Origin of the sequence: Bifidobacterium felsineum (assembly GCF_002802915.1) — a bacterium.
In the GTDB taxonomy this organism is placed as follows: Bacteria; Actinomycetota; Actinomycetes; order Actinomycetales; family Bifidobacteriaceae; genus Bifidobacterium; species Bifidobacterium felsineum.
Genome location: NZ_PEBJ01000001.1, coordinates 426023 through 438658 on the forward strand (window position 1 = coordinate 426023; position 12636 = coordinate 438658).

A 12636-nucleotide genomic window follows, 5' to 3' on the forward strand; every position below is an offset into this window, starting at 1 on the left:
CTGCATCGCAAACGGAAGCAATGTAGTCATCATGTCTAATTTTGAAAATTATTATACAATCCAACTAATTTTTGGCAAGCGAAAACAATTATTGTTCAGATGGCAATTCTTCAGGCATGGCAGTGCCGGACTTCTGTTCCGGAGCTGGCTTTGCCGTGCTGTTTTTGGCAGTCGATGCTTTGAGCAGAATCAGTAATGCCGAAGTCAGGTGCCGGCGATCTTCCGGAGTCAAACCCACAAAAGCGCCGAACATCGAAGGCAGCGAGGCGGGGAATCGGCTCATCATCTCACTGAAGCTGTTCGCGCCTGTGGCCCCCAGTACGGTGAACAAAGCGTCAACCGCACGCTCGCGTTGCTCGGTGGTGAGATTGGTGATCCACTGGTTCAGCTCCTCGTTGAAGAGTTGCGAACTGGAACTGAGGTCTGATTCGGTGACGAAACGATCGCCGTCGACCTGCCAGGTATAGGCGGAGTGCTGCATGATGCCCTGTGAGTCGGAGGCGACCACGCGGCATGGTTCCGGAGTGTCGAAAATCATACCGACAATCGACGAGCTCGGTACGATTTTCGTCACTTTCGGCTGTATGACGAGATAGGCGGGGCTGGAGACCACATGAGGCGGGAAGCCGGGACTGTCGAGTGAATAGACGTGGCGAATGCGCTTCTGCACACTGGCTTCGGCGTTCATCGCGGCGTAAATGGCCAGATTGCCGCCCTTGGAATGCCCGACCAGGATGATCGGGCCGGCCCATAGTCGTGCCACCGTGTCCAAATAGGCGCTGGCTGCGCGCTGTGCGGGCACCGGGTACTGGAAGGTCATGTTGAAGTCCTCCTTCCAGCCGATCAGGGAATCATCGGTGCCGCGGAAGGAGATGACCAGCGTGCCCTTATGCGTGGGATTGCGGCGGTTACGTCCATCCGGCAATTGGAAAGTCGCAGCCGCGAACTGCGTCTGCTCGCCAAGATTGATGTGCTCGACCACCGCGCCAAGACGCACATCGGCAAAGCGCGGGGAATGCGCGCAGGTTTGGAACAAATCATGGGTAAGATCAGGGTCGATTACTGACACTACTTGAGGTTCGTGAGGCTTGTCATCGGCTGCGGACGCAAGTGAGCGATGAAGCTCCTGATTCGCCTCGGCAAGGCTTACCGATTCGAGTGCGGGATGCCAGAGATTCTTCAACCAGATAACGGGGTGCTTGGGTTCAAACGCCCGTAAACGCGAAGCGAAGGAGCCGCCGGACGGCGCTTGCTGCTGGGATTCATCCAACATGAGCATGGGACTGATGCTGGCCACATCTTCATAGACCAGAGTTGCGATGATCAGCGCATCGACTTCATTGAATGGCAACTCGGTGAAAGGGCGTTCTTCGGTGTGCGCGTAATCGATGATGCTGCTCATGCCGTGCCCTCCTTGCTCACTCGTGCCCGCATTGATGATTGCTAGCACCTTCCATTATTCGCGTTTTGCTTGAAGATTGTATAATTGCGCATGCTGTTCGGAGGTTTTCCCGGCATTTTTCGTGGTGGTGTTGGTATAGGGGCGGGTATAGGAATGGCTCGTAGGGGAATGGCGCGCACGGATTAGAGAATCAACGGATCACAGGTCGAAGCGGGAGAGGTTGACACCCTCGTGCTCCAAGAGTTCGGCTTTCACATCCAGGCGGCCACCATATCCGCCGAACGAACGCCCGGAGCCAACCACGCGGTGGCATGGCACGATGATAGTGATGGGATTGCGTTTCACGGCACCGCCTACCGCTTGAGCCGCCATGCGCCCGCCGCTTCGCCGCTCGGCCAGTTCGGCGGCAAGCTCGCCATAGCTCACGGTTTGTCCATATGGGATTTCGGCCACCAGCTGCCAAACCTCATGCTGGAACGCGGTGCCGTGCGCGGCCAGTGGGGGAGCTGAATCAATGCTTGGGCGCTCGCCTGCGAAATAGGCGTCGAGCCACTCACGTGTCTGAAGGAATACGGGCAGAGTGGCGATATCGTTCGAATGCGGTGAATTCGGTGCCACCGGTTTGGCCCACCACCAATCCTCAAGACATAACTCGGTAAGAGCTTCGCCGTCTGATCCCATGATCATGCGGCCGATGGGAGTTTCGACGGTGTTGTGGAACAACGATGATCGCGTCATGCGTCCATTATCGTGCAATCTATGGCATCACAGCGTTTGGCGAGGGATATCTCGCTTAGCAGGGGTTGATTTGGGGTTCTCGAGACATCTATCTGCGTTACAAGGGGTTCCTCGCCAAGTAATCGGCACCTCAAAACCGCATAACTGCAATGCGGTGGCGTCATTTCTACTTACGGTCTGCACGCAGAGGAATCCCTCGTAGCGCAGATAGACCTTCCGGAAAGCTGAAATCAGCCCCTCGTAACGCAGAAACCCCGTCAATCACTATCGATTGACAGGGTTTCGGATGCTCTAGAGCTCTTGATGTGTAGTTCAGGCCTCGACGAACTTCAGGAAGGCGTCGGCCTCGGCGGCAAGCTTGGCCTTATCCTCGTCGGTCAGGCCCAGTTCGCCGGTGCCCCAAGCCTCAGGAGCCAGGGCGAAGCCAGCCTGCTCGTCCACGGGCAGCACCTCAGCCTTGTTGAAGCCCAGCACCTCGTTGAGCTTGGCGCGGGTGCCGGCACCGGCGGACTGACCGGCGACAGAGGAGATGGCGACCTTCTTGCCGGCCAGCACGGAAGCGGACTCGGCCGGGAACGGCTCCAGCGGACGGGACAGCCAGTCGAGCAGGTTCTTCAGCACGCCCGGGTAGCTGTAGTTGTACTCCGGGGAGAAGATCCACACACCGTCGGCCTCAACAACGGCCTTGCGGGCGGCGTTGACGGCTGCCGGCGGGTTCGGGAACTCAACGTCCTGATCGAAGAACGGCACGTCGGCGTAATCCAGGAACTCCACCTCGGCACGGTCGCCAATCAGGGTCTTGGCCTCTTCGGCCAGCTGGTGGTTGAAGCCGTTCTTGTGCAGGCTGCCCACGACGAACAGAAGCTTGGTCATAATAATCTCCTTGCTGTATGGCCCCCGGTTGCGTTTCGTGACCCGCGAAGTAATTCGTTCGTGAGGCTGGCGCAAACCGGGCTTGTATTTCCTCGACCATTGTGCGCCGATATATCTGACAAACTCTTCGCGCAAGGCGGAAGTTTGATGCACCCGGTGTGTCGCCGAAGTGAAGGTTTGTTGCAATGAGTCGAGACGACGTAGCGCGGTGCGTGTACTGATGTAAAAACCTTGAAATTCTGCGGAGACACGCGGCGATGATGCATTTTTTCCCAAAGTAGCGTATCTTATTCACCTGTTGCTTCAAACAACACATGCGGACATAGCTTAGTTGGTAAAGCGCAACCTTGCCAAGGTTGAGACCGCGGGTTCGAGTCCCGTTGTCCGCTCTCGGAAGATTGAATGATTGATTCAGTCTGATGGATGACCCGGGCGGTTGGCGCAGTGGTAGCGCACTTCCCTGACACGGAAGGGGTCACAAGTTCGAATCTTGTATCGCCCACTCGCATAGGCCGGCGTTAAGCCGGTTTTTCTATGCCGATCGGGCGATTGGCGCAGCGGCTAGCGCACTTCGTTCACACCGAAGGGGTCGTAGGTTCGATTCCTACATCGCCCACCCGATATCCCACCCGGTGAGGTGGGATTTTTTTTGTTTTCCGGTTTTTCGCAGTTCTACAGACCACGCTGCTTCAGCGCTGCCACGATCTGCACATAGAACTCACGCACGTCGAATCCTGGAATGTTCTCGCGATTGAGGTCAATCATATCGGCATGCGAAATGCCTCGAGTGCCGTTCGGCTCCAGCCAGGTGAAGTGCTCTCCCCATGGGAAAGACGGTTGGGCCACCAGCCCATCATTCGGGCCATCGAACCATTTGACCAGCGGGTACGTGAAATTGAGCGGAAACTTACCGGTGGTGGCGTGCGCCAGTTTGGACCCGACGCTTTGACAAACGATTCCAGCGAATGGCCCTGCAATGCTCGCACTGCCACTGAGTTCGTTGCTATCGCCGATCTCGGCATTAAGCCGAGCGCATCCGGCCTGGGTCAAATCATGTACGGCGGCCATGAAATCAGGTTGCTTATCGCCCAGATGCGATGCTGCGGCATTGTACGCCGACTCCACCTGCTTTTGGGTGGCAAGCGGGATCTTCTCCAGCAGGTAATCGGCAAAACCGCAGCCACGATGCGGCGTATTAATCGTGGTGAGCGACGCGACATACGGTGCCGCTCCACAGCGGGCGATGGCATAGCGCATATCGAGGCCACCTTTGGAATGTGCAATCACATTGACCTTGCCGCAGCCGGTGGTCTGGACGATTTGGCGGATACGATCGGTCAACTCTCGCGCGGCATCCGGTACCGATGCGGCGGACTGATGATTGCCGTAATAAATCACCGCGCCATTGCGTTGCAATTCAGCCGGTATACGCCCCCAATAGTTCAATGCCTTCGTGTCGCGGAAGAACACGCCGTGCACAAGCAGCACGGGGTAGCGCGTGGCGCAGATGCGCGCCGCGGCACGAGAGCGGTCCAGTCGCTCTTTTGCCGATTCGAAACGCACTTCTTCACTCACCGTGCGGATGATGAGACGCAGCGCAATAAGGTTGGCGATGGGAATCCAGCCGCACAGCACGCCGATAACTCGAATTTTGATGCCAAGCTGCACTGATGTGATGTAGACGGTGATAATACCGATCCAGAAGATGATGGATTCGACGATGATGGTGATGGCTACTGCGATTGCCCAGCCCGGCCAGCCGTTCGCCCAAGTCGCCGGCCAGTCGGAAGTTAGCATGGTAATGAGAGAAGCGGCGAGCGCCGCGGTGGCGATGAGTGTGGTCCACCAGAAAATCCTGAGCATAATGACGCCGAAGCGGCATGCGGCAATGCGACCGGTCATAATGCCTATGGTAGGCGTGAGCAATCCCCGCACACTTTGGCCGAGATGAACAAAAAGTGTAAGGATTTTTGTGGCCGATGATTCTGTGCGGGGTCTACCATGTGCAGCATGGCTGGATTAGCGCAATATTCCGATGTGATTTTCGATTTCTGCGATGTGCTCGTCGATTGGCAACCTCGTGTGCCCCTGGAAGATCAGGTTCCCGAAGCAGTGATGGATCGCCTGTTCGACCGCAATGATCCGTATGGTTTCTGGCATTACGACGAGCTCTCCGATCTCGGCTGGAGTGAGGAAAGGGTTCTGGCCGATTATGCCGAACATCACGGCTTGGGCAACAGTGTGCAAGCCGATATGTCAGCCGGTGACGATGATGAGCGACTCTCTGCGGAGGCGGCGCTTGAAGCCTTCCGACTGTATTTTGACCGCCAGCGACTGGCATTGGTCGGCATGCTGCCGGGAATGCCTGAGATTGTGCATGATTTGGATGATGCTGGTGTGCGTTGCTGGGGGTTGACTAATTTCACGGTCAAGTATGTTGAGGCAGCTCAGGAACTGTTCCCTCCATTGCGACTGCTCAAGGATGTTGTGGTCTCCAGCGCTGAACGGATTCACAAGCCCGACCCGGAAATCTTCCGTCGTGCTATTAATCATTTCGGCGTGAATCCTGCGCATACGGCCTTTGTGGATGACAAGCCATGGAATGCCGAGGCCGGTACTGCGGCAGGGCTTCACGGCATTCGCTTTACCGATGCCGTAGCGCTGCGCGCCCAGCTGTTTGCATAATCAAGGAGCCCACCCTGCATTGACAGGATGGGCTCCAAAGAGGCAGCGTGCATCACGGCAGCTGAAGCGGCTCGTCTTCCTCGCGCGGATGCTTCTTGCGCCACCACTGTTGCACAAAGTACGCGGCATAGCAAAGGGCGAGGAACGCCAATTCCGCACCCAGTGCGAACCGCTGTTCCTTGTCGAAGAAGACCAGCAGGAACGAGGCGGTGCACAGAATGAACGCACCCCACGAGGTCCACGGATAGCCGGGCGTGCGGTACTTCAACTCATCCACCGTGCGGCCGGAGGCGATCCAGCGCTTGCGGAACACAATCTGGCAGTAGGCGATGGCGATCCACACCACCACGGCGGAAAGGCCGGAAAGCGCCACCAGCACAAGATATACGGTGGAAGCGGCCACTACGGAAGAGAGCAGGGCCAACAGGCCACCGGCCATAGCGGTGCATAGGGCCAGCACCGGTACGCCGTGCCGGTTCGTCTTGGCGAACCAATGCGGGATCATGCCTTCGTGACCCATCGACCACACCATGCGTGTGGAAGCATATAGGCCGGAATTGGAAGCGGAGAGCACGGCGGTCAGCACCACGAAGTTCATGATATCTGCGGCATACGGGATGCCGATGGAGCTGAACACCAGTACGAACGGGCTTTCGCCAACGCCGGCTTGGCGCCACGGAATCAACGCGCACATCACCACAATCGAGCCGATGAAGAACAGCACCAGACGCCACAGCGTGGTGTGGATGGCCTTCGGCACGGCGGTTTCCGGATCGCGGGTCTCGCCGGCGGTCACGCCGATGAGCTCGGTGCCGGAGAACGCGAAGTTCACGGTCAGGATTGTGGCGAACACCGGCATAAAGCCATTCGGAAAGATGCCGTCCTTTACCAGATTGCCGAACATCGGAGCGTGCGTGTAGCCCTTCATCGGAATGATGCCGAAAATCGCCAGCAAACCGATGGCGATGAATGCGCAAATGGCAAATACTTTAATGGAAGCGAACCAGAACTCCGCCTCTGCAAAGAATCGCACGGATAGAGCATTGAGGGTAAAAATCAGCACGATGCATGCCGCTGACCATGCCCATGTTGGCGTATCCGGGAACCAGCGTTGCATCAGCAAGCCGGCTGCCGTGAACTCAGAGCCAAGCGCCACGGTCCAGGTGAGCCAATATTGGATTGCAATCACGAAGCCGGTGCCGGGGCCGATGAACTTCTCGGCGTACACATGGAACGAGCCGGTGACCGGCATGGCCACGGAAAGCTCGCCAAGCGTCAGCATCACCAGATACACAATCACTGCGCCGATGGCGTACGCCAGAATCGTGCCCATCGGTCCGGCTTGTTGAATGGTGTAGCCGGAGCTCAAAAACAGGCCGGTGCCGATCACGCCGCCGAGCGAAATCATTTGCAGATGGCGTGATTCCATGCCGCGCTTCAGATTCGTGTGCAGCGCATGCTTGGTGTGGTCCTTGCCGATGCGGTTCGGCTCTGTTGCGGCTTCGATGGTGTTATCGTCGTCGGCGTTCTGTGTAGACGGCGACTGTGCCGCCATATCGGTGTCGGGTTGACTCATGTTGCTCTCTCTGACATGCGTACGTTCCGTTGGGCCGCTCAATACGGCCCGGAACAGTATACGCGGACGGGGCTACGCGGCGACCCGAGCCGGCATTTATTTATGCGCGGCGGGCGAGATTGAGATCCATGGCCAGACGGTAATACTCGATGAGCCGGTCCACCATCATCGGCCATGTGCGTCCTTGCACGGCGGCGAGCCCGTTGGCGCCCATCAGTCGGCGCAATGGCTTGTCTTCGATGAGCCGGTCCACGCAAGCGCGCAAATCATCCTCATCGTTGGGGCGGTACAGCAGTCCGGTCACATTGGTGTCGACCAAGTCAATCGGTCCGCCGCTGGCCGGCGCGATCACCGGTAGTCCGGAGGCCATGGCTTCCTGAATGGTCTGGCCGAACGTCTCCTCATTGCCGGTGTGTACGAAGATATCCAATGCGGCGTAGGCATCGGCAAGGTCGAGGCCGTGCAGCATGCCCGTGAACACCGCATGCGGCAGCCGTTCACGCAGTTCGCCTTCCATAGGGCCACCGCCGACCACCACCAGCTGCACATTGAGGTTGTTGAGCGCCTCAAGCAACTCGACCTGTTTTTCAGGTGCCAGACGACCCACATAGCCGATCACGGGTCTGGTGCCGTCATGGCTCCATTTGCGGTGCCATTGCGCGGCTCGCGCATCCGTGGCGCGCACAGGATTGAACAATGCTGAATCGACTCCGCGGCCCCACAGCTGAATCAGAGAAGGCTGCACGCCGAATGATTCAAGTCGTTTGCGTGCCTGATCGGTGGGTGCAAGGGTCAACGTGGCCATATTGTGCATCTGCGCAATGCGTTTGGCTACGATGTCTTCGGCCTTCTCGCCCGCCGCCTTGCTGACTTTACGCAGCCATCCGGTGCGGTGCGGTGCCACGCCATCCGCCACACCGTCCACCGCTTGCCGGGCGAATCGGCGCGCATATTGCGCCACGTCGGTCTGATAGATGGCCACGGTTGGCACGCCGAGTTCTTCGCCGGCGATCAGCGCGGCATGGCCGAGCTTAGAAATTGGCGCGGCGACGTGGATGATGTCCGGTTTCGGACCGTTTTCAATGGATTGGATGATTGGTGTTTTCGGGGAGATAGCGACATTGAACTTCTGGATTGGCACGGTCGGCACTTCGTCCACCGCAAATCCCGCGTAGGTGCCGTTTGCGGGAGCCGGCTGAGGTGCAATGACGCGGGCGGTGAACCCTCGCTCGCTGAGCCGGTCGAGAATATGCTTGACGCTACCGGATACGCCATTGGTCTGCTCGAGCGACGATTCACTGACCACCAGTACCGATAAAGGTCGATGCCCGTCTTCGGTGTAATTCGAATTCATGAAGAGAGAGCCATCCTCAGTGCTTATCGCGCCCTGCTTGCTTGGTTACAGCAGACCATGCTACATTGCCGATTCGTTGAAATTACGCCGGTTTACAGTGTGTAACCGTGCTGTTCTCTTATTGTTTGCCATGCAGGGGGAAACTGTAGCGACGCTGAAGGTGCAATACTCCTATGCGGCGTGCAGTGGCATGGGCATGAATCGCAATATTGTTCACGCTCCGTTCAACTAAAACGGCATCCCGCTGATATTCTTCGCTTTTACGATTGATGCAGTCATGAATTTTTCCAGGAGTAATGTATGAGCGCTGCCATCGCATCATCGCCCGCGAACAATACGAATAAACTATCGACCCGCGAGAAGAAGTGGATTATCTATGACGTCGGCAATTCGGCGTTCGTGCTGCTGTCCACGGCAGTCATCCCGATTTATGCAAAATCCTTGATGCCCGCGGACGGCAACATCGTGTCGGCCTGGGGCTATGCACAGACGATTGCCTCGCTGGTCATCGCATTGCTGATGCCATTGCTGGGCTCCATCGCCGATGTGCAAGGCATGAAAATCAAGTTTTTCCTAGGCTTCTTCGGCACCGGCGTGGTGATGTGCTGCGCGATGGCGTTGCCGCTTACCTGGCTGCCATTCCTGATTATTTATGTGCTCGCCACAATCGGCCTCAACGGTTCGCTGACGTTCTATGATTCGATGCTGATCGACACGACCACCAACGAGCGTATGGATAAGGTGTCGTCGCATGGGTACGGCTGGGGTTATGTGGGCTCCACAGTGCCGTTCATCGTGTGCATCGCGCTGATTTTCGGCGGACCTGCGCTGTTTGATTGGTCCACCGTGGCCTGCACGCGCGCGAGCTTCGTGATTACTGCAATCTGGTGGGTGGCGTTCACCATCCCGCTGATCACCAGCTACCGCCAGGTGCACTATCGCGCCACTCGCGACCATGCGCATGAGGCGATTCGCGGCACGTTCACCGAGCTCGGTTCCACGTTCGGCAAGATCGTCAAGAACAAGCCGCTGTGGATGTTCATGATTGCATTCTTCTTCTACATCGATGCCGTGAATACTGTGATTTCGATGAGCACGTCCTATGGCACGCAGCTCGGCATCGACTCCACCCAGCTGGTGGTGGCCTTGCTGGTCACCCAGTTCGTGGCCTTCCCCTGCGCGATTCTGTACGGTCGTCTGGCCGGCCGCTTCGGCTGCAAGCCGATGATCACCGCCGCTGTGGTGGCATACATGGGCATCGTGTTCTTTGCCACGTTCTTCCTGAAGTCCGCGGTCGAGTTCTGGATTTTGGCGATTCTGGTCGGCATGTTCCAAGGTGGAATCCAGGCGTTGAGCCGCTCCTACTATGGCAAGATCATCCCGAAGGACCACGCCAACGAGTACTACGGCTTCTACGATATTTTCGGCAAGACCGCCTCGATTCTCGGCACGTTCCTGGTCGCCACCACCACATCGTTGACCGGTAACGCGAGTCTCGGCGTGCTGTCGATCGCGATCCTGCTCGTGGCCGCGCTGGTGTTCCTTCTGCTGCAGAAGGACCCGACGAAGGCTGCGGCGTGACGACGGATGGCCGCAAGCCGAAATACGGACATGTGCTCGGCGGACATCTGCTGCTGGACGTGGTCGTCTCGTTTCCGGCGAGTGCGCTGATCGCGTGGATCGGGCTGCGGTTCGCGATGCGCGTGGCGTTCGATGGCGGGGAGCTGGCGGCACTGCTGTTTGTGGCGTGGGTGTTGCTGTCGCTGATCGACGCGCGCATCGACTATGCGGTGTGGCGGAGAACCGGACGTACCCAGCCGAGGATGCCGTGGCCGTTAATCGCTCTTAAGGTGCTGATTCCGTTTGTTCTGCCGTGGCTGGCGGCGCTGCTGCACGAGGATGCGACGATGATGGCCGCCGCATGCATGGCGATGGGTGCGGTGCGATTGGCGGAACTCATCGGTCTCGAGCGGCCGTGGAAGGGTGAGGATGAGAGCGTGATCGAGCGCCGGACGGGGGAACTGCGGAAGCTGAACCGCGAAACGCTTGAGGAGATCCGCGAGGAACGGCGTACTCGGGCCGGCCGGCCGGACGATGCCGGAACTTACGATCCCTACAATCTGCGCGGCAAGCGGTGAGCCGCCCGCCCGTGTCGCCCGCCGATTCTTTCCGACCTGCTCCCCTTTGCACGCAGATTGGAACAAGACGGCCTCGATTCTGGGCACGTTCCTCGTGGCGACCACCACGTCCCTGACCGGCAACGCCAGCTTCGGCGTGCTCTCCATCGCCATCCTCCTGGTCGTAGCCCTCGTCTTCCTCACCCTCCAAAAGGATCCGACCAAAACGGCATGATTTCTTTCGTTGCCCAAGCTGGCTTGACCGATGCTGCTGCCACTACACTGGGGATAGTGGAATCGATGTGGTTCTGCGTATCGTCAGTCAGTCGGACTTAAGGAGGCTGTCATGATTGATCATGTTGGATTGTTTGTGAAGGATGCCAACGAGCGTGCTGCGTTCTATGAGCAGCTGCTGGCTCCGCTGGGATATGTGAAGAAGCATGATTTCCCGGGTGCCGTGTGCTTCGCCAACGAAAAGGACGGAGACAGCGTCTGGCTGGAATCTCCGAAGGATGGCAACCCGGTGGTGCCCACCCATCTGGCCTTCCGCGCCGCCGATGAGGATGCGATCAAAGCGTTCCATGCGGCCGGTCTGGCCGCTGGCGGCACCGATAACGGCCAGCCTGGTCCTCGCCCGAACTATGGACCGACGTATTACGCCGCGTTCATCCATGACCCGGACGGCAACAATATCGAAGCCTGCCTGCAGTAATTAATTCATATTGTTGAGCTGAAACATTGATAGGCCGGTTTGATGGCGATGATTCATACCATCGCCGCCAAACCGGCCTATTGCATTGATTATTGCACTGGATTGCCGCGCTGGGCTGCTGCATCAGCTCTTGAGCAGCGCCAGTGCCTCGTCGTAGTCCGGGCACTGCGGGATGCCGTTGCGGCTGCGGGAGATGGCGATGGAGGTGGCGGCGTTGGCCAGTTTGACCGCATCGGTAAGATCGCGGCCTTCGGCCAGCATGGCGCACATCACACCGGTGTGGCATCCGCCTGCGGAGCGTGTATGCACGGCCTTGGTGGGGAAGCCTGGGACATGAATGGTTTCTCCGCCGGGCTCGCGCACCCAGGCGCCCAAGGAACCCACGCGCACCACCAGCGGGGCACGCAACGTGTGGCCGAGCCCATCGCATAGCTGATGCATGAAATCATCGAGCCCACCGCCGATGGTCACTTTGCTGTCATCGATCGGCGCGCCAAGGCGTTCGGCCAGCGTCATCGCCTCCTGACGATTGCAGGACCAGATCGGGCGAGCCAGCACCAAATCCTCAAGCATATGGTCGTTCACCAGGCGAAGTGTGTTGGTCGGATTGATCACGAGCGCATAGTCGCGTGTGGCGGGATCGGTACCGGCCTGTAAGAGGAAGCCATCCACGCCGGCAGCTGTGTGATCCATCAGCGTATTGCCACTGATATGCACCACATCATGATTCTGCGGCTCCAGCATCTCGAACGTATCCGCGCCGCCGTGTGCCTCGGCGCCATAGGAGGCAATAAACGTTTTCTTTGGATCTCCGGAGCTCAACACCACACGGAAGCCTGAGTCCTCGTCCAGGCGATCCTGGCCGATATGGTTGATGCCGTTATCTTGGAACGATTGGCGAATGAAGTTGGCCCACAAGCCGTTGCCGAGAATGCCGGCATGCTCGGCTTGCACGCCCATGCGGCTGACCGCCTCGAGCACGCGGTAGCTGCCGCCGATCGAGGGCTTGGGATGGTCGGCCACAGCGAATCCGCCTTGTGGAGGAATCTCATCCACGTTCATCATGATGTCTACCCACACCTGGCCCAGCGAAATGACGCTTGGTTGATGGGTGCCGATACCTCGCCTGAGATCCAACATGACAGCCTCCTTCGGCATTATTCAACATACGTGGCTCGT

Annotated in this window: 12 protein-coding genes and 3 tRNA genes; 8 read left to right on the forward strand and 7 right to left on the reverse strand. The window is 58.2% G+C overall.

Annotation, left to right across the window (positions count from 1 at the left end; genetic code table 11):
• Positions 1–88: 88 nt before the first annotated feature.
• From CSQ86_RS01645 to CSQ86_RS01655, 3 genes are all read right to left on the reverse strand, one after another.
• The gene (locus CSQ86_RS01645; RefSeq protein WP_100493392.1) at positions 89–1402 is read right to left on the reverse strand and encodes a DUF2974 domain-containing protein; all 1314 of its coding nucleotides are present in this window, start codon (positions 1400–1402) and stop codon (positions 89–91) included.
• 198 nt (positions 1403–1600) lie between these two features.
• Positions 1601–2140 carry a methylated-DNA--[protein]-cysteine S-methyltransferase gene (locus CSQ86_RS01650; RefSeq protein ID WP_207761538.1) on the reverse strand — a complete coding sequence of 180 codons (540 nt, stop codon included), beginning with the start codon at positions 2138–2140 and terminating at the stop codon, positions 1601–1603.
• A 312-nt stretch (positions 2141–2452) separates the two neighbouring features.
• Positions 2453–3013, reverse strand: coding sequence for an NADPH-dependent FMN reductase (locus CSQ86_RS01655; protein ID WP_100493393.1), 561 nt, complete (start codon positions 3011–3013; stop codon positions 2453–2455).
• A gap of 316 nt (positions 3014–3329) precedes the next feature.
• On the opposite strand from CSQ86_RS01655, the gene CSQ86_RS01660 reads away from it, so the two are divergent.
• From CSQ86_RS01660 to CSQ86_RS01670, 3 genes are all read left to right on the forward strand, one after another.
• Positions 3330–3402, forward strand: a tRNA-Gly gene (locus tag CSQ86_RS01660).
• Positions 3403–3443: 41 nt separating this feature from the next.
• A tRNA-Val gene (locus tag CSQ86_RS01665) sits at positions 3444–3515 on the forward strand.
• Positions 3516–3556: 41 nt separating this feature from the next.
• A tRNA-Val gene (locus tag CSQ86_RS01670) sits at positions 3557–3629 on the forward strand.
• A gap of 56 nt (positions 3630–3685) precedes the next feature.
• Here CSQ86_RS01670 and CSQ86_RS01675 read toward each other — a convergent pair.
• On the reverse strand, positions 3686–4915 hold the full coding sequence (locus tag CSQ86_RS01675) for an esterase/lipase family protein (protein WP_100493394.1): 1230 nt from the start codon (positions 4913–4915) through the stop codon (positions 3686–3688).
• Between the two features lie 108 nt (positions 4916–5023).
• On the opposite strand from CSQ86_RS01675, the gene CSQ86_RS01680 reads away from it, so the two are divergent.
• Positions 5024–5698 carry an HAD-IA family hydrolase gene (locus tag CSQ86_RS01680; protein ID WP_243387544.1) on the forward strand — a complete coding sequence of 225 codons (675 nt, stop codon included), beginning with the start codon at positions 5024–5026 and terminating at the stop codon, positions 5696–5698.
• Positions 5699–5750: 52 nt separating this feature from the next.
• Here the strand turns inward: CSQ86_RS01680 and CSQ86_RS01685 are convergent, their stop codons facing one another.
• Both CSQ86_RS01685 and CSQ86_RS01690 read right to left on the reverse strand, forming a co-directional pair.
• Positions 5751–7274: an amino acid permease gene (locus CSQ86_RS01685; RefSeq protein WP_100493396.1), complete on the reverse strand. Its 1524-nt coding sequence runs from the start codon at positions 7272–7274 to the stop codon at positions 5751–5753.
• Positions 7275–7374: 100 nt separating this feature from the next.
• Positions 7375–8628 (reverse strand): glycosyltransferase family 4 protein, encoded by a 1254-nt coding sequence (locus tag CSQ86_RS01690; protein ID WP_100493397.1) that lies wholly within the window; start codon positions 8626–8628, stop codon positions 7375–7377.
• Between the two features lie 300 nt (positions 8629–8928).
• Between CSQ86_RS01690 and CSQ86_RS01695 the strand changes: the two genes are divergently transcribed.
• The 4 genes from CSQ86_RS01695 to CSQ86_RS01710 all read left to right on the forward strand — a co-directional run bounded on the left by CSQ86_RS01695 (position 8929) and on the right by CSQ86_RS01710 (position 11457).
• Positions 8929–10209 carry an MFS transporter gene (locus CSQ86_RS01695; protein ID WP_100493398.1) on the forward strand — a complete coding sequence of 427 codons (1281 nt, stop codon included), beginning with the start codon at positions 8929–8931 and terminating at the stop codon, positions 10207–10209.
• Positions 10206–10766 carry a hypothetical protein gene (locus CSQ86_RS01700; RefSeq protein WP_100493399.1) on the forward strand — a complete coding sequence of 187 codons (561 nt, stop codon included), beginning with the start codon at positions 10206–10208 and terminating at the stop codon, positions 10764–10766. Before CSQ86_RS01695 ends, CSQ86_RS01700 begins: the two co-directional genes overlap by 4 nt.
• 46 nt (positions 10767–10812) lie before the next feature.
• A complete protein-coding gene (locus CSQ86_RS01705; protein ID WP_100493740.1) occupies positions 10813–10980 on the forward strand; it encodes a Vacuole effluxer Atg22 like protein in 168 nt (55 codons plus the stop codon).
• Between the two features lie 111 nt (positions 10981–11091).
• Entirely contained in the window at positions 11092–11457 is a 366-nt protein-coding gene (locus CSQ86_RS01710) for a VOC family protein (protein ID WP_100493400.1), read from the forward strand.
• Between the two features lie 123 nt (positions 11458–11580).
• Here CSQ86_RS01710 and CSQ86_RS01715 read toward each other — a convergent pair whose 3' ends face one another.
• Positions 11581–12597, reverse strand: coding sequence for a PfkB family carbohydrate kinase (locus CSQ86_RS01715; RefSeq protein WP_100493401.1), 1017 nt, complete (start codon positions 12595–12597; stop codon positions 11581–11583).
• Positions 12598–12636: the final 39 nt, after the last annotated feature.

Bases quoted from the DNA above. Each gene is read 5' to 3' on its own strand.
- CSQ86_RS01645 (WP_100493392.1), bottom strand. From the start codon at position 1,402: ATGAGCAGCATCATCGATTACGCGCACACCGAAGAACGCCCTTTCACC.
- CSQ86_RS01650 (WP_207761538.1), bottom strand. From the start codon at position 2,140: ATGACGCGATCATCGTTGTTCCACAACACCGTCGAAACTCCCATCGGC.
- CSQ86_RS01655 (WP_100493393.1), bottom strand. From the start codon at position 3,013: ATGACCAAGCTTCTGTTCGTCGTGGGCAGCCTGCACAAGAACGGCTTC.
- CSQ86_RS01675 (WP_100493394.1), bottom strand. From the start codon at position 4,915: ATGACCGGTCGCATTGCCGCATGCCGCTTCGGCGTCATTATGCTCAGG.
- CSQ86_RS01680 (WP_243387544.1), top strand. From the start codon at position 5,024: ATGGCTGGATTAGCGCAATATTCCGATGTGATTTTCGATTTCTGCGAT.
- CSQ86_RS01685 (WP_100493396.1), bottom strand. From the start codon at position 7,274: ATGAGTCAACCCGACACCGATATGGCGGCACAGTCGCCGTCTACACAG.
- CSQ86_RS01690 (WP_100493397.1), bottom strand. From the start codon at position 8,628: ATGAATTCGAATTACACCGAAGACGGGCATCGACCTTTATCGGTACTG.
- CSQ86_RS01695 (WP_100493398.1), top strand. From the start codon at position 8,929: ATGAGCGCTGCCATCGCATCATCGCCCGCGAACAATACGAATAAACTA.
- CSQ86_RS01710 (WP_100493400.1), top strand. From the start codon at position 11,092: ATGATTGATCATGTTGGATTGTTTGTGAAGGATGCCAACGAGCGTGCT.
- CSQ86_RS01715 (WP_100493401.1), bottom strand. From the start codon at position 12,597: ATGTTGGATCTCAGGCGAGGTATCGGCACCCATCAACCAAGCGTCATT.